We start from the raw sequence: 21,824 nt of genomic DNA on the forward strand, positions 1-21,824 counted from the left end.
TCCTTAGATTTCCTTTTAAGTCAGCGTAAGTGCAACGGCATTTTGGAATCGTTCTTTGACCGGAAAGCCGTGAAGGGAAATGTGAGTCCTGGGGTAAAAAACCGCACAGAGGTTTTTGAGTGTGGATCCGTTGGCAGCAGACTATCCATGGTACACTCCATATCAATTTGCAGGCAACAAACCTATTTGGACTGTTGATTTAGATGGACTCGAGGAGCTATTTTATACTGAGAATTTTGCAAAATCAGAACTAGGTGAAAGTGTTATAAATATTTCTTCCCAAACTTCCTTGATGAAGGAATTTAATAGAAGTCTAAAGTCTCAAACAAAGTATGATATTTATGCTGCAACTTTTAATAGTACGATAAGTGATTATGATGGGACAATCAAATCATTAAAATTATCCTCCGAAGGACATATTTCAAGTGGCAGATTTCCACAAGGTTTTATGTTTCGCGTAGATAATGAAGCTGATTTTAATGACTTAAGAAAAACGTCATTTACCTTTAATAGCGTTGAAGGATTAGATGCTGAAAAATTAAATGAGGCTTTTAGTAGTGGGAAGGGGGTTTTATTCTTATTGGTTGCTGATCAAATGATGAATCCAAGTAAAAACAAAGCGAATTCTAATTCCTCAAACGACCGATTTAAATTGAATGTCTTAAGAAATTCTACAAATACATATGTGCATGAAGCTTGGTCCCATGCTTTACCATTTCTTAAAAATAATTTGTATAAACAGGATATTAATACAGAACACTTCAAATTTCATGGTGGAAAGACGTTTGGTTCCCCTGGCGTAGAGGATTATGATATGAGCCCATCGAGATTTCTTAATACAAAGTTTGGAAATAATATGGTTGAGATTGATAAAATAATTAAAAATGAAAATAAGTGAGTTTGGTTATATTGTGTTGATGATCTTAATCTTGTTAGTGTCTTCTTGTTCTAATTCAGTATTAAATTGTGATGCTTGTAGTTCCTTGCCTGGGCTGGATTTTGAAAAAATCGATCATAATACATATGAATTTGATTTACAATATCCTGTTGGGATAGGAATGGGTGAATTATTTGAACCACATTTTGAATTACAATTGACTGTTTGTCAATTAAATGGACAGTTGATAGCTTGTTCTCCTGCTTTAAAAAATAATTCAGTGATTTTTGATTTTAAGGAAAATTTTAGTATTTCAAATAAACTGTTAACTCATAATAGGGAGTTATATTTCTCTATTGATACAGCTTTTGTTGTTGAAAAAAGTGAAGAAGTTTATAAGTGTAGAATAAAAGGAATGTGGGATAAAAATTATGATAATCCAATGGGAGATGATTTTGTGATGTTCCTCACTAAAAATGGTGTGACAGGTATGTATGTTTCCAGTGTTGGTGAAAATATTTATATAGAAGGTATAAAGGAATATGTATATGCTCCAATTGGTGAAATTTATTTCTTGAGGAATAAAGAGGATGTGTTAATCAAGGAATAGGCTTTCATAAGTCTTATTCAATAGAAATGCAAAGGCATTGTTGGAAGCATTCTTTGACTGGATAATCGTGTAGGGAAAGGTGGGCTTGGAGTAAAAAACGGTACAGAGGTTTTTGAGTGTGGATCCGCTGGCATGGGAGTTTCCTTGGAACAGTATCTATACCTTTGCAGAAAATGATGTAATAAGAAACATAGAATTAGAAGGGCTAGAAAAGCTTATTGGTAATAATATTGATGAAAGTGTCAAGTCTATGACCTTAGTGATAAAGAAGGATATTCAAATTTTAAATACAGCTAATTTACCAAAGTAATATTTAAAAATTAGTTCTAAGAAAGTCAGAAATGTTTTCTCTAGAGGGAATACAGGGGTATACTGCAAAAAACGTCGAAGTTGACCCTCTGCTGACGATTTAAGTTGACCCCTGCTTGGTGATGCAAATTGACCCCCAGCTGGTGGCGCAAACTGCACTCCGTCAGAAGTTATTTTTTTGGAAATGGAATAGGAGGTTTTTAAGAACTGTTGATAGTGTGAACAACATCACATTTTCAATGGCCAATCGCCCTCGTATAAGGAATAAGATCCGACAAATTTTAAGTGGCCATTTTGAAGGCCATGGCTGCAAGCAGCTCAGCAAACTGACGGGAGTTTCCCGCAACACCATCAGGATCTTTTTGTGGTAATGTTTCCCATATTCACTGTCATATCATGACCTTTTTATGAAGCTGTTTTACTATTCTTGGGAGTAAGGGATGAAATACTACTATGGAGTAAACCAGCATTAAGATGAAGTGTAGACATTGATACCTAAAGAATCATATGATTACTTTGCCTTCTCAACCTTCTGATCTTAGTGTGACCTTTCCAGTCCATCCTCACACACTTTTGAGCTTCATCAAAAACGATAATCGTTATGAATCTCGAAGCTCAGAATCTCAACTTTTCAAGAAATGTTCCTCCTACACTGGAACAGGTACAGGCTTACTTTAACTCCCTTCAAGTTCCGGCTTCCGAAGCCGAGGTTTTCTATTTCTATTATCAGGGAATGGACTGGTGTAATGAAGCAGGTTCAGCAATCCGTGACTGGATTATGGCTGCAGACGACTGGGTTTGGAACCTGGAAAACTGAGGCTTTTGCCGACGTTAATATCTCACTAATTGAACAACTCAATCTTCCACTGAGGGTATGGCTTGGCATTGCGTGATGGCAATGAGCAAGATGTAGGATTGTCTGACGCCAATCCGCTCTTGCCCACAGCTGCCGGAGTTGCGGGTGGAATAAAATTTCTCCGAAGTCGAATTTTATAATCCTAGGAATATGAAAAAGAGAACTGTCAACTATCCAATTCGAAAGACGGTCCGATTCACTCCAACTGAAGTTGAGAAACTGGAAATTCTGCTGAGAAGAAGTGCCTATTGTCAGACACTAAGTGAGCTAATAAGAGATATTCTTTTTAAAGGAAAGCTAACACTCAACACGAGAAATGAATCTGTGGAGAGCACTCTGGTGGAATTAGGACTGCTCAGAAATGAACTGAATAAAATAGGGGTGAATATCAATCAGATTACACACTATTTTCATTTGCAGGCTGATCCAAAAGATCGTCTGTTTTTTGTGAAGGAAATGCTCCCCCACTTTGAGCGGACTAAAGCAAAATTAGAGGCGCTCCATGGCTTGATTGAAGGGTTGAAAATCCAAACCTAGTTGGTTGCTAAAATTAGTACCGGAAAGACGATTGGAGGAGTGGTTCGATACAATGAGCAGAAGGTAAAAAACGGACAGGCAAAACTACTTCAGATGGGAGGGTTTGCGGTTGAAAATCTTACAGTTGCTGCAAAGATCCAGTCCTTTGAAAAGGTGCAGAAGTTGAATCAACGAACAAAAACAAACGCCGTTCATATATCACTTAATTTCTCGCCAAAGGATACGATAGATGAGCTTACTCTTCAAAAGATTGCAGGGGATTATTTGATTGGAATTGGTTTTGGGGAACAGCCCTATTTGCTTTTTCAACACTTTGATGCAGCGCATCCCCATGTACATATAGTGACTACCAATATTTCAGGTTCAGGAAAGCGGATTGAAACGCATAACCTGGGCAAGATCCTTTCAGAAAAGATTCGAAAGGAAATTGAGCAGCGATACCACCTTGTAAAAGCAGACGAGCAGCGAAAGCAAAAAGTCAATTTGCTCCAGCCTTTGGAGAAAGCTACGTATGGCAAACGGGAAACGAAAGCCTCCATATCCAATATAGTTCAGGAGGTTACACGTTCGTATCAATTTGCTTCCCTGCCTGAGCTGAATGCTGTGTTGGGGCAGTTCAATGTATGTGCATACCGGGGTGAAAAGGAAAGTGAAATGTTTAAAAATAAAGGACTGGTGTACTCGGTTTTGGATTCGGCAGGGAACCGTGTAGGAGTTCCTGTGAAGGCCAGTTCAATTTATTTCAGACCTACCTTGGCTAGACTGGAAAGGCTGTTCTTACGGAACAAAGAAGCAAGAAAGCAGCACCGGGAAACTCTTCGGGGCCTAATTCACGGTGTGTTGAAAAGTTGCAGTTCTCTGGAAGAATTTACTTCCAGACTCAGGACTAAAGGAATCAAGCCGCTCCTTAGGATCAATGAAGAAGGAAGGATATACGGGGTGACCTATATAGATAACGTAAACCGATGCGTATTTAACGGTTCAGCCTTGGGCAAGGAATTATCTGCCAATGCGCTTTCTGTTAGATTTTCGAAGGACCATCTGCTTGCCAATTCATTGGAAATAGAGCAGGAGGTAAGAATAAGTGGGCAGGAAACTAACCCGGATAAAAGAATTCCCAGCCTGGAGATTTCCTTAAATTCTTACCAACCGGAAGATCCAACTCCTTATGAGCTAAGGCAAAAGAAAAAGAAAAAGCGCAAGAAGCGTATTCAATAAACTGAACCTATGCAAACTGGAGAAAACACCGAGGGGTTAAGAAAGATCATAGATCTGACCAGAAAGGCCAGTATTGGAATGCTGTGTCTGCATTGCTATTACAACTGTTATCAATCGTTCCATCAATGGGGACTTACGCATACTATTTCAGAAAGGCTTCTGGTCAATATTCAGGATACGGGCCTGTTCAATGAATTCTATATTTCCAAAGTATTTGCCCTGGTGCTTTTGCTGATTTCGTTGATCGGAGCAAAAGGCAAGAAGGATGATAAACTCAGAATGGCTCAGATAGGCTGGCCCTTGATCAGTGGATTCTTAATCTATGCGGGCAGCTTTTTTGCCTTTTACCTTCCATTTAATGAGGATACGGTAAGCATTATCTACATAACAGTCACCAGTCTTGGATTCATTCTTATTCTAAGGGGAGGTGCCCTTCTGAGCCGGTTGCTGAAGAACCGGTTTGATCAGGGGGTGTTTAATCATTTGAACGAGACATTTCCCCAGGAAGAGCGCTACCTGGAAAATGGATATTCGGTTAATCTTCCGGCACAATACCGGCTTAAGGACAAAGTCAGAAAATCATGGATCAACATCATCAATCCTTTCCGAGCATTATTGGTGGCCGGTACTCCAGGTTCCGGGAAGAGTTACTTTGTGATCCGACATGTGATTACCCAGCATATCAGTAAAGGCTTTTCCATGTTTGTCTATGACTTTAAGTACGATGACCTCTCCCGCATCGCATACAATACGCTGCTAAAGAATTATTCTGCCTATCCTGTAAAGCCTGAATTCTATACCATCAATTTTGACAGACTTTCCCATACCCATCGGTGCAATCCTCTAGAGCCGGAGACCATGTTGGACATTACCGATGCTTTTGAAGCTGCCCGTACCATTATGCTTGGTCTCAACAGGGAGTGGATCAAAAAGCAGGGAGACTTCTTTGTGGAAAGTCCGATTAATTTCCTGACGGCTATTGTATGGTTTCTCAAGAAGCACAGACATGGTAAATACTGTACTCTGCCCCATGTGATAGAACTGATGCAGGTCGATTACGAGAAACTGTTTACTGTGCTCCGCACAGAGCCGGAAATAGAAGTTTTGGTTAATCCTTTTGTCTCTGCTTTGGTCAAAAAGGCATTTGATCAGTTGGAAGGTCAGGTGGCCAGTGCCAAGATCACCATGGCACGGCTTTCTTCCCCCCAACTGTATTATGTGCTTTCCGAGAGTGAATTCAAGCTGGATCTGAACAATCCCGATGCACCTAAAATCATCTGCATGGGAAACAATCCCCAAAAGCAGCAGGTCTATGGGGCAGTCTTATCGCTCTATATTTCCAGGGTAGTCAAGCTGGTCAACCAGAAGGGCAAGCTCAAATCCAGTCTGGTATTTGATGAATTTCCTACGATCTATTTCAATGGCATTGATAACCTGATTGCCACAGCACGGTCCAACAAGGTAGCCACCTGCTTGGGAGTACAGGATTACAGCCAGCTTCGAAAGGATTATGGGAGGGAGCAGGCCGATGTGATTATGAATACGGTGGGGAACTTTATCAGCGGACAGGTATTGGGGGATACGGCTAAGCAACTTTCAGAACGCTTTGGAAGGATTATCCAGAACCGGGAAAGTGTATCGATCAACAGTTCAGAGACATCAGTTAGCAAATCCACCCAACTGGATCAGGCTGTGCCTCCTTCCACTATAGCTTCACTTTCCTCTGGTGAATTTGTGGGGATGGTAGCGGATACACCTGATCAGAAGATCGAATTGAAAGCGTTTCATTCTGAGATCATCAATGATCATAAATCCTTGAAGCAGGAGGAAGAAAGCTTTCGACCTATCCCCAAAGTACGGGAAATCACCCAGGAGGAGGTGGAGGAAAACTACAGGAGAATCAAGCGTGAAGTGGAGGAGATTATCAGAGTTGAGATGGAACGGGTATTTGATACACCGGAGTTAGGGCATTTGATTATTAGGAGCTAAACTATCCAAGTCAACTCGTTTGAAAATACGTGTTTTATGAGGTGATTTGAGCATAATAACAGGTTTGTTTTGATTCTGTAAAAGAAGTTTAAAATTTACCAAAAGCAAAATGTCACTTGCGTGAAGTGGTATTTTGCTTTATTCCTATGAGTCTAAAATTGCTTTTACTGATTCTGACATTGGTGTTGTTGGACGCCCAATCAGTTTTGATAAAGTTTTATCTTCTGCATATAAATCCCCTTTTGAAGCACTGACATCCCATAAGGCTATACCGTCTGCGATCCTATCAGGTAAGCCGAAAACTTGGAGTGCTTTGCTGTATTCCTGCTCAGAGAGGTTTTGGTAAGGTATGTCTTTGCCAGTTTGCTTAGAGATTTCCGATGCTAAATCCTTTAAAGTAAAAGAATGATCACCTGCCAGTTCATATACTTTACCTTCGTGACCTTCCCCGGTTAATACGATAGCTGCCGCTTCGGCAAAATCAGCCCGGCTGGCCGATGATATTTTACCATCACCTGCACTGCCTATAAATGCACCTGCTGCTAAAGCTCCCTGAATAGATCCTGTGTAGTTTTCTGTATACCATCCGTTTCTTAACAGGGTGAATGGGATATCTGATTCATTCAAGTGTTTTTCTGTAGCTAAGTGCTCCTCAGCAAGACTGAGTGTAGAGGTGTCTGCTCTTAGTAGGCTGGTATAGACTATCCATTTGATCCCAGCTTCTTTTGCTGCATTGATTACATTCTTATGCTGCATGGCTCTTTGACCGATTTCATTCCCGGAAATCAAGAGCAAGGTATGGATGCCTTGTAAAGATTCTTCCATTGACTCAGGGTCGTTGTAATCGAAAGCCCTGGCCTCTATATCCTGTACTTTTTGCGGTGAGCGAACCAGTGCTATGAGGTTTGACGCATTTGTTCTGATTTTCAGTTGCTCTACCACCAATTTTCCGAGTTGACCGGTTGCCCCGGTAATTCCGATTTTCATACCTGTTGTATTTTAAAGTTAAGTGTAATAATTTATGTTACATTAAAAGAAAAAAAATATCAGTGAAAGTTTTCTGCAAAATTTTTCAATGTTTTGCACTGTAATTCTTTGATCACCGATTGATCAATTACTGAATTTAGTCCCTCAAGTTTTTTGTTGATATCCTTGCCGACTGGACATTTTGGATTGGGTAATAAATTCTTTTTCCCTAAAACATCCGTGGTCTTCACTGTAAGATATATGTCTGCAAGGGTAATAGCTACGCTGTTTTTATCCAGTGAATACCCGCCCTCTTTACCTTTTCTGCTCTTTACCAGCCCTGCATGCATCAATACGCCAAGCTCTTTGCGGACAATCACAGGGTTGACGTTGATGCTTCCGGCTATCCAGTCTGAACTTAGCCACTCATGCTCCTTGTACGCAAGAAGGGTTAAAATGTGAAGGGCTGTTGCAAATCTGGTGTTGTTCATAACTGATGCAAATATAAGAGTTACTTTATATGTAACAATAAATATTACAATTATGTTTCATTGGTTTATTCACATTCGAACCTACTTTAGTGGAAAGGGTTATTTACAACCTGATAGGTTCTGTGAGCTTGTTTAAAACAACTTATTTTTTCCATTCCTTCTTCCGCCAATTTAGCCTGATCCCATCACACGAGGCAAGAGACTACGGCATAAAGCCATCACACTTGCCTTAGCTGATTTATTCCGTTTCCTCTTGCACTTAGTGCCGTTATCAGGCTGGTGCAGCTTCATAAGTATTTGTCAAACCAAAACACAAAAGACTATGAAGACACTAGCAAAAACATCAGAAAAAACATCCACTAAGAGAAAAGGGGGTAAAGACTTTGGAAGAAGCAATGGACGCAGTACACAAAGCCCAAAAGGATCATCGGATATCTATCAGAAGGTTACAGATCTGATTATTGGAAAACTGGAATTGGGGGTAATACCCTGGAAGCAACCCTGGCATGAGATGGGAATGCCTTCCAATTACCTGACAATGAAACCCTACGAGGGGATCAATCTTTGGCTCTTGCAATCCTGTGGCCATCAGTATCCCTACTACCTGACCTTTAAACAGGCTAATTCACTGGGAGGTAAGATCAAGAAAGGGGCAAAGGCATTACCGATCTGCTATTGGAACTTTGCCTTTCGGGACAAGAAGACTGGGAAGGTGATTCCGGAAGATAGAATAGGGGAATATGACTTGAAACTGGTGAGTAAATCCGGTTTTCTCAAGGAGTTCAAGGTGTTTCCCATAGAACAGATTGAGGGGATTAACTGGGAGTTTCCGGAAGTCAGCAAAGAAGTGCCACTGCATGATAATAAACGATGCAAAAAGATCTATGAGGAAATGCTCCGGGCTCCTGAGTTGGTCCATACCGGTTCCTCAGCTTACTACCGCGCAGACCTGGATCAGATTACCATGCCGGAGAAAAGGCTCTTTGCATCTGCTGAGCACTATTTTGGGGTATTGTACCATGAGCTAGTCCACAGCACAGGGCACCCATCCAGATTAAACAGAATAGGTGTTTCAGAACCTCAGAAATTTGCGTCAGAATTTTACGGAAAAGAGGAGTTGATCGCCGAGATGGGAGCAGGGTACCTGAACAACCTCACCGGGATATTGGATCAGAGCCTGCTGGAGAACTCGGCAGCATACATCCAAAACTGGCTAAACGAACTCCGAAACGACAAGCACTTACTGATAGAGGCTGCCAGCAAAGCCCAGAAGGCGGTGGATTACATCCTGATGGAACCGCCGTTTTAGAACTAGGGGAGAGATCCCCTTTTTTTGGTCATGCACTGTAGCGTTAACAAAACGTTATTCGTAACCGGTATATAAGTTCATGCATTAATTTCTATCCACTCCACCATGAAAAAGCAAATTTTATTATTGACTATACTGGTATTAGCACTTTACTCCTGTGAAAAGGAGGATAACGTTCCATCGGTTTTTTTGGAAGGAACCTATCAGACTCAGCTAGAATCCTCTGAAGGTAATCCGGTTTATTCCAGTGAAATAACTTTTTCCAGATCAGGCAATGTACTGATTGAACACTTCATTACCCCGGCTAATTCTGAATTGCGATGTTTGAGAGGCTATAGCGAGGGAACATATTCTCTGAAAGGAGAGGACTTTACGTTTTCATTTACTTCTTCTTTGGGGCCAGATCCAGCAACTTTTGATATCTCTGATGGATGCGTACCCAAAGACCAATTGGTAAGTAATCTTAACCCAACAAATCCTACGCAAACAGGAACCTTGGTTTTAAGTGATTCCCATGATTCATTTTTATTGGAATACACCTGTAATGATATGTTGGGGGGCATGAATAATTGTATCGGAGCTCAGGTTTTCACAATGGTGGAGTAAGCATCAGTTGCATCACTTGTATATTAGATTGTAAGCTTATGGTAGAGGGAATATTTGTGCTATTTTAGGGTATGATCAATTCTAAAGCAAGATGTGCTACCATGTAAACCAGTTTTCTCTGGATTTTGATGAGGATTTCAAAGTGATCGTACCTGAGCATTTTGTTAAGGAGGATACAGATCGCTACCATTTGAATGGATTTGCTCACCCCAAACTCTGGGTGATCGCTTCCGATAAGCCGGGGGAACTTCAGCAGATGGAATGGGGACTGGTTCCCTTCTGGGTGAAAAATGCCGAGCAGGCTACTGATATTGCCAATAAAACCCTCAATGCAAAATCTGAGACGGTATTTGAACTGCCTTCTTTCCGGGCAGCCATCAAGCAGCGCAGATGTTTTATCCCTGTTACCGGATTTTACGAATGGAGACATTTTAAGAGTAAGACTTTTCCTTATTTTATCTATTCGGAGAATAACAAGGTATACCTGTTGGCTGGACTCTGGGAAGAGTGGACCGACAAGGAAACTGGAGAAATCAGAAAAACATGCTCTATCATTACGTCTGCAGCCAATGGACTGATGGAACAGATCCACAATACCAAGAAAAGAATGCCATTGATTTTGGATGCTAAAAATGCCAGAATATGGGTGAGCTCAGGACTAGAAAAGGAAGAAATTGAATCTTTAATGAAGCCGATTGAAGCATCAAAGATGAAAGCCCACACGATCAGCAGACTGGTGACTTCACGTACTGAAAACTCCAATGTAAAGGAAGTGGTAGAACAGATGAGGTATGAAGAGCTTCCCGAGTTGGTCAGTTAAGCCAACTCCTCGAAGCTGATTTCAGGCAGGTCTTCCAAAAGATTATGGAGGTAACCGTCTCCTTGGGCGATCAATACTGCGGGTTTGTTTTCTTCCTGCCTGATCCGCACCGGGATTTCATTTTTGCTTGCTAATACAAACAGCTCCCACTGCCCGGATTCGATTCCCTGAATTGCCTCTTTGGTGCTGATTGCCCATCGCTGACCGGTATTGTTTACTCCCCCGATCTTCAGGATCTGGATAGAATCCTTGCTTTTTTTGTCCTTTTCGATAAAATGGACGGTTAATTTTCTCATGCGGCTCTACTTCTCTAATACTGCAAATATGTGAAATAATGGGCACACATTTGAATAAGAATCTTTAGTCAGTTGCTATTTACGGGCTTAGAATTTCCAGGGTTTTTATACCCAAATTAAGCCCTATTAAATTGATGTGTTTATCGGAGGTTGCTGTCCCTAGAATTTAAAGTTTCAAATCCTCCAGTTTCCGGTTGATCTCGGCGATACCCAATCCGATCTGTTGCAGGGTTAGGGTTTCGGTTGGCAATTCCCGTATCATGGAGTATTCAAACTTCCAGATCTCCCTAACTTCTTCTGCCCGTATCCGGAAGGGTTCATAAAGTGGATTGATAGATCGTAAAACAAAACTCCTTTCCTCCTCCAGAAAACTGACCATCTTGAAACTGATCCCCTCATTTTCTGTCACTACCACGCAGGGAGTTTCCTTGCTGAATTTCCAGTCCATCAGATAGGAGCCGATGATGTAGGATCCCCCCGGTACCGGAAGCATACTGTCACCCTCTGTCTGAAACATTCTGTACTTTTTATCCTTGGGTAAATTGGGTAACTGGAACACCGGAAGGGTACTGATAAACTCCGGGTCCCCATATCCTCCCAGGTATCCTGCCTTTGCCTTGATCGGTACCAGCTCTATGTTTTCCTCGTTGTTTCCGGTTACGGTGGTTGCCAATATCCTTACTTTGGATCCACTCAGAAAAACGTCGTTTCCAGCCTCCAGGTCACGGATTTTCAGTTCACTGAGCTTGGAGAGATCTATCCTCAGTAGGGTATCTACACTCATCCGGAAGAAATCAGCGCAGAGCAGCAGGTCATCGATAGGAGGTGATTTACTTCGCCCGTTTTCATGTGCATTCAGTTTTGCACGGGTTACACCCAGCTTTTCAGCGAGCTCATCCTGACTGAATTTCTTCCTCTTTCTAAGGAATCTAAGATTGTTTGCCCAAAAATATTTTTGACTTCTCATTTTTATTCGATACAATTAATGGCGATACAATGTTACTAATTGTATCAAAAATACTATAATTTCTGAGAAATGGAAAGGCATATTGTGCATATGGATCTGGATACCTTCTTTGTATCCGTGGAGCGGTTGAAAAACAGTGCCCTGAAGAATAAACCCGTCATCATCGGAGGAAGCTCAGACAGGGGAGTGGTCTCCTCCTGCAGCTATGAGGCTCGTACTTTCGGGGTGCATTCGGCCATGCCTATGCGCTTGGCAAAAAGACTCTGCCCCAATGCGTTTTACATCAAAGGGGATTACGACGGCTACACCCACTACTCCCGGTTGGTCACTGAGGTAATCCAGGATCAGGTGCCTCTGATGGAGAAAGCCTCCATCGATGAGTTTTACCTGGACCTGACCGGGATGGACCGCTTTTTCGGCTGTGGCAAGTTTACTGCCGAGCTTAAAAACAAAATATACAATGAATCCGGGCTGCCCATTTCCTATGCATTGGCGGTAAACAAACTGGTGTCCAAAGTGGCAACCCATGATGCCAAGCCCAACGGGCAGATGACCGTTCCTTTTGGGAAGGAAAAACCTTATTTGGCTCCGCTCCCTATCCGCAGGATGCCTGGAGTGGGGGAGAAAACCTCGGTGCTGCTGGAGCGCATGGGGGTGGAGAATATCAAACTGCTTTCGGAGATACCGCTTCGTATGATGCAGAATCTATTGGGGAAATCAGGCATTGATCTGTCCAGAAAGGCCAACGGGATTGATGAATCCCCGGTCATCCCCTACACCGAGCAAAAAAGCATCGGGACGGAGACGACCTTTGAATCTGATACGATTGATATGCAGTTTCTGCATGCACAGCTGGTGCGCATGACAGAAAAAGTCGCTTTTGAAATGAGACAGAAGCAGAAACTTTGTGGGTGTATTACTGTGAAACTTCGTTATTCCAACTTTGATACGGTAAGCAGGCAGTGTATGATTGCTTACAACAGTTCCGATGAAGTACTGCTTCAGCGGGCAAAGGAACTATTTACCAGGCTTTACGACCGGAGGATGCTGGTAAGGCTGGTAGGGGTCAAACTGAGCCATCTGGTGCAGGGAAGCCAGCAGATCGACCTGTTTGAGCATACCGAGGAGGAAGTAAGCCTGTACCAGGCCATAGACTGGATCAAGAACCGCTATGGGGCACAGAGCATAACCCGGGCAATCACATTAAGCAGTATCTGATATGTTCCTGAATTGTAAAACCTGGTTCAGTTACCGTTACGGTACTTTCACGACCAAAGAACTGGTGGATACCGCTTCGGAAATTGGATTGTCCTCACTGGGATTGACCAATATCAACAGTACAGCGGATCTCTGGGATTTCGTGGATTTCTGCAGGAATAAGAACATCAAGCCCATTGCGGGTGCGGAGATCAGAAACGGGGATGAACTCTGTTACCTGCTCCTCGCAAAAAGTGATGCTGGTTTGCTTGAAATCAACCGCTTCCTTTCCATGCATCTGCAGGAGGAACTTCCATTTCCCGAAAGACCGGACTGCTTTTCAGAGGTATTTGTAATTTATCCTGTGGGAAAATACGCAGCAGGAGAGCTGAAGAACCATGAGTTCATCGGCGTATTGGCAGGAGAGCTGAACCGTCTTAAAAAGCAGGAACTCCAGGCATTTCCCAAAAAGTGGCTGATCCGCCACCCGGTGACGGTCCAGAATAAAACCTACTTCAATGTACACCGGCTGCTACGTGCAATCGGCAAAAACACCCTGATCACCAAACTGGGAGCAACTGACTTTGCATCCCCGGATGAAATGTTTATGCCAGAGGCAGAGCTGATGGCTGCATTCCGGAATCATCCGGTCATGATTACCAATACGCTCCAGTTGATTGATCGGTGCAACATCCAAACGGAATTGCATACTGACAAGAACAAACGGTGTTTTTCAGCCTCTCCGGAGGACGACAGGATTTTGCTGGAAAAGCTGGCCATGGAAGGGTTGGACTACCGCTATGGAAACAATCCTGTCGCCAAACAGCGGGTGGTCAAGGAGCTCAAAATCATCAACGAGCTGAACTTTAATGCCTATTTTCTGATCGTATGGGATGTGATCCGCTATGCCCAGAACAGGGGGTTTTACCATGTGGGCAGGGGGAGTGGAGCCAATTCCATTGTTGCCTATTGCCTGAAAATCACGGATGTGGATCCCATCAAACTGGATCTGTACTTTGAACGCTTTTTGAATCCCCACCGGACTTCCCCACCGGACTTTGACATTGATTTTTCATGGAAAGACCGGGACGAGGTGATTGATTACATCTTCAAGCGCTACGGCAAAGACCATGTTTCGCTGCTGGGCATGTACAGCACCTTCCAGCGCAGGGCTGTGATCCGGGAACTGGGGAAAGTGTTTGGTCTGCCCAAGGAGGAAATCGACCAGTTGGTCAGGGGTAAGGACCAGCCTATGAATGAGGATAAAATCCAGCGTACTATTCTCAAGTACGGGAAGTTGCTGGAGAATTTCCCAAACCACCACAGCATCCATCCCGGGGGCATGCTGATTTCAGAAAAACCGATCTATCAATACACCGTCAATGAAATGCCTCCCAAGGGATTTTGCACCGCACAGGTGGATATGTTTTTGGCTGAAAAGATCGGTCTTTTTAAACTGGATATCCTCAGCCAGCGCGGCTTGGGTCATATCAAGGAAGCAATCCGGCTGGTGAAGAAGAATAGGGGAATTGATATCGATATCCACCGGGTGGAGCAGTTTATGGCGGATCCCAAGGTGGCAAACCAGATCAAACAGGCAGATACCATTGGATGCTTTTACATAGAAAGCCCGGCCATGCGCCAGCTTCTTACCAAGCTCAAGTGTGAGGATTACCTTACGCTAGTGGCGGCCAGTTCTATTATCCGTCCGGGTGTGTCTCAATCTGGTATGATGAAGCAGTACATCGAGCGCTTCCATGATCCCAAGAAGATTGTTTACCTGCATCCCAAGATGAAGGAGCTGCTGGAAGAAACCTATGGGGTGATGGTGTATCAGGAGGATGTGATCAAGGTCGCCCACCATTTTGGGGGAATGGATATGGGAGAGGCGGATATACTCCGTCGCGCCATGTCCGGTAAATATAGGGGACATGATAAATTTATACAGATCCGGGAAAAGTTCTTTGCCAACTGCAGGGAACTGGGTTATGAGGAAGTGGTAACCGCTGAGGTGTGGAGGCAGATCGAATCCTTTGGCGGCTATTCCTTTTCCAAGGCGCATTCTGCTTCCTTTGCTGTGGAAAGCTACCAAAGCCTGTACTTGAAGACCTATTACCCTAAGGAGTTTATGGTGGCGGTCATCAACAATTTCGGGGGCTTTTACAGCACGGAGTTTTATTTCCATGAGCTGAAACGGACGGGGGCAACCGTGCATCCGCCCTGTGTGAACAGCAGTGATTACCTGACCAATATTTCAGGGGATGAGGTATATGTGGGAATGATCCACATAGAGCAGCTGGAGAAATCACTCTGCGAGCGGATCCTGATGGAGCGGGAACGGTCAGGTCCATACCTGGGGCTGCATGATTTTATCGAGCGTACCCATGCAGGGCCTGAGATGTTGAATATCCTGATCAGTGTTGGGGCATTTGGGTTTACAGGACTGGGGAAAAAGAAACTGCTTTGGCAGGCCAATTTTCTGCAGAAAAGACAGACGGAGCCAATGGATGCTCCCGCCCTGTTTAGGGAAGCGCCAATGGAGTTTGTGCTTCCTGATTTCCCGGACTATCCTTTAGAGGATGCCATAGATGAGATTAACGTGCTGGGTTTTGCGCTGACCGATATGTTCAGGCTGTGTGCAGATGATGGCAGGGGTACGGTAATGGCGGGTGAGATCGGTGGTCTTCTCGGCAAGACAGTAGAGATCCTGGGGCAATTGGTAACTACCAAGGATGTCAGGACAGTAAACAGGGAACACATGGCCTTTGGGACATTTCTGGATCCCAAGGGGGATTGGCTGGACACGGTGCATTTTCCAAATACGATGAAGCGTTTTCCTTTTCAAGGGAAGGGATTTTATAGGCTAAAAGGAAGGGTGGTGCAGGAGTTTGGGGTGTATGCCTTGGAAGTGAATTTCATGAAAAAGATAGGGCTGAAGGATAAGAAGGCGCCGCTTTGAAAGAAGGTAGAAGTATAAGATTAGTTAGTGCTGACTTTCTCGATCTGTGGCATTAAATTCCCTCTAGGAAACAGTTTCCAGAAAATCCTATCACAACTTTCATCCAGGAGATTGACTCTAGGTGTCTAGAAGACTCTTGTCGGTATTTGCACGGGTATTGTATCCTGATAGGCAGAAACTAATCCATCCAAATTATGACCTATGCTAATTCAATTCCTGGAATCCAGTCTCTTGGAAAATTTGTGCAATTAATTTCCGGTCCTTCAGGCTTTCTGACCGTCAGATACAAAAGCGTGGTGGGTTCTGCTTACGCCGAGGAGGATGGGGCAGGATTTCCTTCCAAAGATTTTCCCTTGCCGGATAAGGAGGAAGTAAACCCTAACCCGGAGATTCCAGAGGAGGAAGAGTATCTACCCGATGAAGAAGAAGTGCCAGTTGAAGAACCTCAAAAAGAAATTGAAGATCCTTCTTTTCCTGGCAAAGGGGATGACCTTCCTCCCATTGAAGAGGAAGAATTTCCGAAAACAGATCCTGTTTGATTAGTTTCGCGGGAGATACTTGTAAATTAGCTTATCAACAGATTGCCAGATATTCCATAGTATATAAAACCATTTTGTATTAAAACCCTCCTTAATATCAACATTATGAATAATGGCTCAGATAAAACAAATTCTAGGGAAGACGATGTAGTGGCAAAAGTAATTATCCATATGCCTACCGATCCTGAAGTAAACTTTGAATGTCCTTTGATGTTCAAACTGCCAGAAGTAGGGCAGGTACTTGACCTGGTATACGAGGAGTTTATAACAGACCAGGATGAATGGGAGAGAGCTTTTAGCGCCCTAAATAATGATGTGATGGTAATCGACAGAATAGAAGGCGATCATGTCTATCTTAGGGAGGGTAATCCTGATGAAATAGAATCCGAATAACCGGAATTCTCTCCACTGCTTCTCCGGATTTCCAGCAAAATACAAGATTGTAATTTATAGGATTACTACAACTACATTTTAGAATTAGGTCTATTTTATCTGCTTATAATTGTTTATTACTAGTTAGATAAACTATCTATTCCACCAAGGATCACGAGAATATAGCATTGCGTGAAACATGCCAATGTTTTAAGCCTGATCCATACTTACCTGTGCGGAGTGTTTTAATTACTTTAAGTTAACTCCATGCTAATTTTCACGTACATTATTTGAAATTTATATAACCTATACAGACAACATGAGAGAATTGATTAAAGAAGCTATTGCTGACCTCAGAAAAGGTGATGGCTTTATCTATGTAACAGCAGAAGGGAATAACATTGATTTACAAGAAGCTGCCTCCAAAGGAATAGCAGTTACCCCTGTGAATCCTAAGAAAGAAGTAATTAAGAAATTGGATGCCGCTGGACTTCATCTGAATGATACTAAATTTCTAAATGAATTGAATGAATTGATCTCTCTGATTTCCGGTGGGGCAGTTCCCGCTAAAGCAAGTAAGAGAAGATCATTCAGCGATTCGGAGAAAAGTAAAATCGTAGAAGAGTGGGCTAAAGTTGAAGCCACCGGCAATAAAACCAAAGCAGCATTTGCAAAAGAAATCGGTGTAGGTTACCAGACGTTTATTAATTGGTTGAGAGATTAATGTCTTGACTTATTTTCGGAAAATATTTGTATTTAACTACGCAGCTCCCAGTTAGGAAGAAACTAGCTGGGGGTTTTCTTTTAAGGCTAACTATTCGTTTTATAGGTATAGAGGTACTTCAACAACTTTAATAGAACTGATGTGATAGCGTATCTATCTCCAAGGGACAACGTATCAGTGACTCGCCTTTTCCCGCTATCTATTACTTAACTAATCCGTCTTTAACAAAGTTGTACTTCAAGCTTGCTTTATTTTGTCTTCCTTGATTTGCCTGCACCATACTGGGATTTGAATACATTACTTAGACTTCCTTACATGAATTTTGTCTCAACATTTAAAAATGGATTTATATTTTAAGAAATGTGGGACAGTTAACTGTTGAGCTGTCCCACCAATTTTTCAAGAATATCTTCATTAATCTTAATTCCTGCAGTTTGTAGTTGAGTCCTAACTCTTTCTATGGTATAGTCTTGCTCTTTCAACTCAAGATTGGACTGTAGGCCTCGTTGGATTTTTAAATACCATACAGAATTGTTGTCAATTTCTGCTCCCACACTCCGAAGTCTGTATCCATTATGGTTGTCATGCGAGGTTACAGAATCATCAAGCCTTATATAGGAATTGTTAAAACCTTTAAAAGTACCCAGATTCAAATCCTGAACATTCATCGTGATAAGTTCATCTCGGCCGATGGCAGTAATCCAATCCGCGGAGAATGGAGCCTGTACCTGTAGAAAGTTTTGATTGTCATCCCGGACACTGGCATATATTTTATGCTCGATACAACTACTTGTCGGCGAAATTGAGATTAAATTTTCAGCTTCTCTACTGAATTCCCAAAGAAACGGAGAGCCATCTTGTGGGTCAACGTTTAATGCAGAATATAGCCAGTTACAGGTCACCCGGAGCTTTCCCAATCCGGTAAGAGAGTATAATTCTGCCTGCATAAAGGGCCCGTTCAAGGTGTTGTACATTAAGGATTGTTCGGAGGCAAAAGGATTTTTCATGAGTTTCGTTAGAGGTTCCATAAGTTTTATTAAGGTGCTACCTTGGAGGCGAATGCCGTTGATTCGGTTTTGACATTGTTCCAGCAGATTATAGCCGTTTCTATATCCAAAGCTTCAATGAAAGGAATCGTTACATTGATTTCTTTTGAAACTGTATTGGCCAAATCATTTGAAATAGCTGACCAACTACCTGTAACATTACCAGCTGCAGTTTCCAGTGCGTCAATGATATCACCGAGGGGAGCCCAAAAATCTCCGAGTTTCTCCTTGTTTAGCGCTATTTCTGCATCAACAACTTGATTTTTATTAAGGAAACTCCTCAGATTGGCAGCGGTTACTTCCGTACTGGCAAGGATCGGAGAGGTATTTTCCTGCAAATCCCGAAGGCTATCTTCCACCAGTTTTTTCACATCATCAGGTACAGTCGGTCCGGATATCTTACTGACGGCTGCATTCAAGATCAGGAAATTATTGAGGGCAGTTTCGCAATAGACCGAAATAGTTTTGGATAAGCTTATAAGCCCTGGAAATGTATCTGAATTCCAAAGTTTGCTGGCTTCCAGCAGTGCTGGATAGCCAGGCAAATCCTGGGAAATGATTGCGGAAATTCTTTCTGCACCTAGTACCGAACCTACCCTATTATTAATAGTTGCCCATTGGGAGGAGGGAATGGTAAATATACTTTTAACACCTTCGTTCGCTAATATAGACATGAGATCAGACAGCTGGGTGAAGTTTCGCAAAGCCTAGCGTGGTAGCCCCGATCGCAGTCCCCTCCATGTACATGGTGATCTTACTCACCTTGGAAAGATCCAAATCGGAATTGTTTGATCTAAGCGATATTTTCCATTCACTGAATGGTGTTGGCCTGAAATAGGCGTATGAAACCTCATGGTCCACGGCCCCGTCAATCTGTACCAATCCAAAGGTCCCGTTTTCAAATGCCCAATCCGAATTTTTACTGTCATTGGATACTTTATACTCAAATGTTCTGGTGAGGGGTTTTGAATTAAATTGATAATCCAGAGCCTCATATCTGTCCAGATAATTTCCGCTGTTAGTTACTGTCACGTACACAGAGGTCTTTTTGCCCAGAAACTGAATTCCTTCTATCCAGATTCGCAAGTCGTCTAACCGGATTCTATCCAGTCCCATAAACTCATCTTCGCCTAAGGGGATTACCCAATTGGTTTCTAAATTTTCCTTAAGCTCATCTAAATTGGCCTCATCCTCGATCACAAATGTCATGTTTTTCATGAGTTGAGGGGGAGGATTAAATCTTTTCAATGCTGTGGCTTCATCCATCGCCAATGCAGTAATGTCCTCAATCCCGGAGTTTAGATCTGAAACCGGATCAATAATTTTGGGATTGATGGAAGATGAGTTCAAAGCCCAGTAAAAAAAAGATGCCTGGTATGATTTCAAGGCAGAAAAAAGTGAGCTTTTACTGTCTACATATTTTTGGTATAGCAGCTGCATCATATTCAGATTTGTTTTTCCACCTACTTCAAGCTGCTCTACTAGATTCTTAAGGTTCTTCTCTTTTTCCTGGGCATAATGAAGCTGAAAAATCAGGGAAGCCACTTCCTGACCAGTTCTGATCAAAGCAAGCTGTACAGCTGAAAGAGATTGTCCATACACCACAAGAATATCCATTGCTTCTTTGTAATCCTGAGAATATTCAATTTCCAATTCAATCGGATTGGCCATGATTATATCGGTTTGGATTTTATAAACAGCCCAACCGTCTGCCGCGCTTAAATCAGCACCGTCGGTAGTGTCTTTCATCTCCTGGATGATTTTAGTTTTGCTTTGGGCACTACCAATATTGTCTGCTACATCTTTGACAGACTTGGCCAATTCAAATACCTTTTTCAATACCTCAACCAGTTTTTTTAGCTTTTCCATTGTTTTGGATAGGTCTGTTGCCATTTTTGCAACTTCCGCGCCCGTTTTGGCTGCATTTGCCACGGCTTCCGCCCCTTTTATAGCACCTGCCGCAGCCGCCGGAGCAGCTGCTTCATTTCCTACAGCCATGGATGCGATGGCAGTACCAAATGTGACTACGGCCTTAACCAAGTCCAAAATTCCTTCTAATATTACCTTACGCTGGTATGCTGGAATGCCAACTTCCCGGAAATCAATGGCCACCATTGCTACTGCAGTTTGCTGGGCGTAAAAGTTTTGAAGAGCCTTTTGGGAAGCTTTTTCAGCATTGTTATAGTTTTCATTAGCCTGCTCCAATAAAGCTTTGATATAAGTGATTTCACTCTCTGTATTAGAGACCATCGTTTTGGCCATTGCTATATTCTGCTCGGTAAGTACCTCCTGTGTGCTTAACAGCCTGTAATCATTTTCATATTTTTCAGCACTTTCAGCAAATGCCCCTGCCAACTTGGTATAGACAGCCGAGGTGAGATAGGGTACGAATTGCGCCCCGTTTTTTTGGGAGTTAAGTTGCGAATTTAATAACGTGGCCAAACTCGTGCTTCTATAAAAAAGAGCGTTTAGTTCTGGGCTTTGCGCAGCCCAGCCTTTAACCCAAAGGAATAATGCAACTGCCAGCTCGGGGTTTTGATCATAGAGTAAAGAGCCAAATATGAAGGAGTTGTTGAGGTATAGCTCCATATCATAAGGTGGATTGAAGGCAATCCCATTTTCTAAGCTAAGTGTATCTAGAGAAGCCACTTTGTTTTTGGCCTTTATCAAAATACCCGGAGAAATAGTGTCTTGTCCGATTAAAAAAAGCTGAGGAGGAGAAGTAGGGGAGAAAGCCGCTTTGGCAGTAAGTATTCCCTGGATTTCATTGCCGAAAAGTATAAGTTTGGCGGTACTGTCCTTCTGATAGTCCAGAATGATGGTTGCTCCTTCACCCATAATGATTAGTCGGGCATAAATAAGTAACCCTTGTGATTGAAGTGCCCAATTTATGCCTGAAGGAATCATCAACACATCCGCATACACTGTTATCAGAATGGGAGAAATTCCTTTCTCTGAAATTTCATTTTTGATATCAGAAAGATTTAAGGCCATTCCACGGAAAATACTGGCATTTGCTTCTATTACGCTACAGCTTGCGTCGGGTATATTTCCTTTTTTTTCCAGATTGTCATAGTAGGATGCCCAGTCCACACCTGGTGCGGACTGAGCATTTTTCATTAATGAAGGGCTCATG

The 21,824-nt window shown here is 42.6% G+C and carries 21 protein-coding genes; 14 read left to right on the forward strand and 7 right to left on the reverse strand.

Going from position 1 to position 21,824, the window contains the following annotated elements; all coding sequences use genetic code 11:
- Positions 1 to 130 precede the first annotated feature (130 nt).
- From AACZ87_RS18300 to mobC (AACZ87_RS18325), 6 genes are all read left to right on the forward strand, one after another.
- Positions 131 to 898 carry a hypothetical protein gene (locus AACZ87_RS18300; RefSeq protein WP_339869299.1) on the forward strand — a complete coding sequence of 256 codons (768 nt, stop codon included), beginning with the start codon at positions 131 to 133 and terminating at the stop codon, positions 896 to 898.
- Positions 885 to 1,487 carry a hypothetical protein gene (locus AACZ87_RS18305; RefSeq protein WP_339869301.1) on the forward strand — a complete coding sequence of 201 codons (603 nt, stop codon included), beginning with the start codon at positions 885 to 887 and terminating at the stop codon, positions 1,485 to 1,487. Before AACZ87_RS18300 ends, AACZ87_RS18305 begins: the two co-directional genes overlap by 14 nt.
- Positions 1,488 to 2,397: 910 nt before the next feature.
- Entirely contained in the window at positions 2,398 to 2,613 is a 216-nt protein-coding gene (locus AACZ87_RS18310) for a hypothetical protein (RefSeq protein ID WP_339869302.1), read from the forward strand.
- Between the two features lie 189 nt (positions 2,614 to 2,802).
- Entirely contained in the window at positions 2,803 to 3,189 is a 387-nt protein-coding gene (gene mobC, locus AACZ87_RS18315) for a plasmid mobilization relaxosome protein MobC (RefSeq protein ID WP_339869303.1), read from the forward strand.
- Positions 3,190 to 4,407, forward strand: a complete 1,218-nt coding sequence (locus AACZ87_RS18320; protein WP_339869305.1) for a relaxase/mobilization nuclease domain-containing protein — start codon at positions 3,190 to 3,192, stop codon at positions 4,405 to 4,407. It abuts the gene before it with no gap.
- Positions 4,408 to 4,416: 9 nt separating this feature from the next.
- Entirely contained in the window at positions 4,417 to 6,396 is a 1,980-nt protein-coding gene (mobC, locus tag AACZ87_RS18325) for a conjugal transfer protein MobC (RefSeq protein WP_339869307.1), read from the forward strand.
- A gap of 144 nt (positions 6,397 to 6,540) precedes the next feature.
- On the opposite strand, the gene AACZ87_RS18330 is transcribed toward mobC (AACZ87_RS18325), so the two are convergent.
- Positions 6,541 to 7,383 carry an SDR family oxidoreductase gene (locus AACZ87_RS18330; RefSeq protein ID WP_339869309.1) on the reverse strand — a complete coding sequence of 281 codons (843 nt, stop codon included), beginning with the start codon at positions 7,381 to 7,383 and terminating at the stop codon, positions 6,541 to 6,543.
- 59 nt (positions 7,384 to 7,442) lie between these two features.
- Entirely contained in the window at positions 7,443 to 7,853 is a 411-nt protein-coding gene (locus tag AACZ87_RS18335) for an Rrf2 family transcriptional regulator (RefSeq protein ID WP_339869311.1), read from the reverse strand.
- 322 nt (positions 7,854 to 8,175) lie between these two features.
- Here AACZ87_RS18335 and AACZ87_RS18340 point away from each other — a divergent pair, with 322 nt between their 5' ends.
- The 3 genes from AACZ87_RS18340 to AACZ87_RS18350 all read left to right on the forward strand — a co-directional run bounded on the left by AACZ87_RS18340 (position 8,176) and on the right by AACZ87_RS18350 (position 10,588).
- Positions 8,176 to 9,162 carry a zincin-like metallopeptidase domain-containing protein gene (locus AACZ87_RS18340; protein WP_339869313.1) on the forward strand — a complete coding sequence of 329 codons (987 nt, stop codon included), beginning with the start codon at positions 8,176 to 8,178 and terminating at the stop codon, positions 9,160 to 9,162.
- Between the two features lie 105 nt (positions 9,163 to 9,267).
- Positions 9,268 to 9,768 (forward strand): hypothetical protein, encoded by a 501-nt coding sequence (locus AACZ87_RS18345; RefSeq protein WP_339869314.1) that lies wholly within the window; start codon positions 9,268 to 9,270, stop codon positions 9,766 to 9,768.
- Between the two features lie 91 nt (positions 9,769 to 9,859).
- Positions 9,860 to 10,588, forward strand: a complete 729-nt coding sequence (locus tag AACZ87_RS18350; protein WP_339869316.1) for an SOS response-associated peptidase — start codon at positions 9,860 to 9,862, stop codon at positions 10,586 to 10,588.
- Here AACZ87_RS18350 and AACZ87_RS18355 read toward each other — a convergent pair.
- Together AACZ87_RS18355 and AACZ87_RS18360 are read right to left on the reverse strand one after the other, a co-directional pair.
- Complete coding sequence (locus tag AACZ87_RS18355) at positions 10,585 to 10,884, reverse strand: DUF3892 domain-containing protein (protein WP_339869318.1); 300 nt, start codon at positions 10,882 to 10,884, stop codon at positions 10,585 to 10,587. The two genes, AACZ87_RS18350 and AACZ87_RS18355, sit on opposite strands and share 4 nt — an antisense overlap.
- 166 nt (positions 10,885 to 11,050) lie before the next feature.
- Entirely contained in the window at positions 11,051 to 11,851 is an 801-nt protein-coding gene (locus AACZ87_RS18360) for a LexA family transcriptional regulator (protein WP_339869320.1), read from the reverse strand.
- Positions 11,852 to 11,920: 69 nt separating this feature from the next.
- Here AACZ87_RS18360 and dinB point away from each other — a divergent pair, with 69 nt between their 5' ends.
- From dinB to AACZ87_RS18385, 5 genes are all read left to right on the forward strand, one after another.
- Positions 11,921 to 13,069 (forward strand): DNA polymerase IV, encoded by a 1,149-nt coding sequence (gene dinB / locus AACZ87_RS18365; protein WP_339869322.1) that lies wholly within the window; start codon positions 11,921 to 11,923, stop codon positions 13,067 to 13,069.
- Between the two features lies 1 nt (position 13,070).
- Positions 13,071 to 16,007 (forward strand): DNA polymerase III subunit alpha, encoded by a 2,937-nt coding sequence (gene dnaE, locus AACZ87_RS18370; protein ID WP_339869323.1) that lies wholly within the window; start codon positions 13,071 to 13,073, stop codon positions 16,005 to 16,007.
- A gap of 194 nt (positions 16,008 to 16,201) precedes the next feature.
- Positions 16,202 to 16,546 (forward strand): hypothetical protein, encoded by a 345-nt coding sequence (locus tag AACZ87_RS18375; RefSeq protein ID WP_339869325.1) that lies wholly within the window; start codon positions 16,202 to 16,204, stop codon positions 16,544 to 16,546.
- Positions 16,547 to 16,651: 105 nt separating this feature from the next.
- Positions 16,652 to 16,939 carry a hypothetical protein gene (locus AACZ87_RS18380; RefSeq protein WP_339869327.1) on the forward strand — a complete coding sequence of 96 codons (288 nt, stop codon included), beginning with the start codon at positions 16,652 to 16,654 and terminating at the stop codon, positions 16,937 to 16,939.
- A gap of 298 nt (positions 16,940 to 17,237) precedes the next feature.
- Positions 17,238 to 17,642, forward strand: a complete 405-nt coding sequence (locus AACZ87_RS18385; RefSeq protein ID WP_339869329.1) for a hypothetical protein — start codon at positions 17,238 to 17,240, stop codon at positions 17,640 to 17,642.
- A gap of 371 nt (positions 17,643 to 18,013) precedes the next feature.
- Here the strand turns inward: AACZ87_RS18385 and AACZ87_RS18390 are convergent, their stop codons facing one another.
- Genes AACZ87_RS18390 through AACZ87_RS18400 form a run of 3 tightly spaced genes read right to left on the reverse strand, consistent with a single transcriptional unit; the run spans position 18,014 to position 21,823 of the window.
- A complete protein-coding gene (locus tag AACZ87_RS18390) occupies positions 18,014 to 18,649 on the reverse strand; it encodes a hypothetical protein (RefSeq protein WP_339869331.1) in 636 nt (211 codons plus the stop codon).
- A 29-nt stretch (positions 18,650 to 18,678) separates the two neighbouring features.
- Positions 18,679 to 19,362, reverse strand: a complete 684-nt coding sequence (locus AACZ87_RS18395) for a hypothetical protein (protein WP_339869333.1) — start codon at positions 19,360 to 19,362, stop codon at positions 18,679 to 18,681.
- Between the two features lie 4 nt (positions 19,363 to 19,366).
- Complete coding sequence (locus tag AACZ87_RS18400; RefSeq protein WP_339869335.1) at positions 19,367 to 21,823, reverse strand: hypothetical protein; 2,457 nt, start codon at positions 21,821 to 21,823, stop codon at positions 19,367 to 19,369.
- Position 21,824 lies beyond the last annotated feature (1 nt).

Origin of the sequence: uncultured Algoriphagus sp. (assembly GCF_963974365.1) — a bacterium.
GTDB lineage: Bacteria > Bacteroidota > Bacteroidia > Cytophagales > Cyclobacteriaceae > Algoriphagus.

What these genes read in the sequence shown, in the direction of transcription:
- AACZ87_RS18305 (WP_339869301.1), top strand. Translation starts at nt 885, where the DNA reads ATGAAAATAAGTGAGTTTGGTTATATTGTGTTGATGATCTTAATCTTG.
- AACZ87_RS18310 (WP_339869302.1), top strand. Translation starts at nt 2,398, where the DNA reads ATGAATCTCGAAGCTCAGAATCTCAACTTTTCAAGAAATGTTCCTCCT.
- mobC (WP_339869303.1), top strand. Translation starts at nt 2,803, where the DNA reads ATGAAAAAGAGAACTGTCAACTATCCAATTCGAAAGACGGTCCGATTC.
- mobC (WP_339869307.1), top strand. Translation starts at nt 4,417, where the DNA reads ATGCAAACTGGAGAAAACACCGAGGGGTTAAGAAAGATCATAGATCTG.
- AACZ87_RS18330 (WP_339869309.1), bottom strand. Translation starts at nt 7,383, where the DNA reads ATGAAAATCGGAATTACCGGGGCAACCGGTCAACTCGGAAAATTGGTG.
- AACZ87_RS18335 (WP_339869311.1), bottom strand. Translation starts at nt 7,853, where the DNA reads ATGAACAACACCAGATTTGCAACAGCCCTTCACATTTTAACCCTTCTT.
- AACZ87_RS18340 (WP_339869313.1), top strand. Translation starts at nt 8,176, where the DNA reads ATGAAGACACTAGCAAAAACATCAGAAAAAACATCCACTAAGAGAAAA.
- AACZ87_RS18345 (WP_339869314.1), top strand. Translation starts at nt 9,268, where the DNA reads ATGAAAAAGCAAATTTTATTATTGACTATACTGGTATTAGCACTTTAC.
- AACZ87_RS18350 (WP_339869316.1), top strand. Translation starts at nt 9,860, where the DNA reads ATGTGCTACCATGTAAACCAGTTTTCTCTGGATTTTGATGAGGATTTC.
- AACZ87_RS18355 (WP_339869318.1), bottom strand. Translation starts at nt 10,884, where the DNA reads ATGAGAAAATTAACCGTCCATTTTATCGAAAAGGACAAAAAAAGCAAG.
- AACZ87_RS18360 (WP_339869320.1), bottom strand. Translation starts at nt 11,851, where the DNA reads ATGAGAAGTCAAAAATATTTTTGGGCAAACAATCTTAGATTCCTTAGA.
- dinB (WP_339869322.1), top strand. Translation starts at nt 11,921, where the DNA reads ATGGAAAGGCATATTGTGCATATGGATCTGGATACCTTCTTTGTATCC.
- dnaE (WP_339869323.1), top strand. Translation starts at nt 13,071, where the DNA reads ATGTTCCTGAATTGTAAAACCTGGTTCAGTTACCGTTACGGTACTTTC.
- AACZ87_RS18375 (WP_339869325.1), top strand. Translation starts at nt 16,202, where the DNA reads ATGACCTATGCTAATTCAATTCCTGGAATCCAGTCTCTTGGAAAATTT.
- AACZ87_RS18380 (WP_339869327.1), top strand. Translation starts at nt 16,652, where the DNA reads ATGAATAATGGCTCAGATAAAACAAATTCTAGGGAAGACGATGTAGTG.
- AACZ87_RS18385 (WP_339869329.1), top strand. Translation starts at nt 17,238, where the DNA reads ATGAGAGAATTGATTAAAGAAGCTATTGCTGACCTCAGAAAAGGTGAT.
- AACZ87_RS18390 (WP_339869331.1), bottom strand. Translation starts at nt 18,649, where the DNA reads ATGAAAAATCCTTTTGCCTCCGAACAATCCTTAATGTACAACACCTTG.
- AACZ87_RS18395 (WP_339869333.1), bottom strand. Translation starts at nt 19,362, where the DNA reads ATGTCTATATTAGCGAACGAAGGTGTTAAAAGTATATTTACCATTCCC.
- AACZ87_RS18400 (WP_339869335.1), bottom strand. Translation starts at nt 21,823, where the DNA reads ATGAGCCCTTCATTAATGAAAAATGCTCAGTCCGCACCAGGTGTGGAC.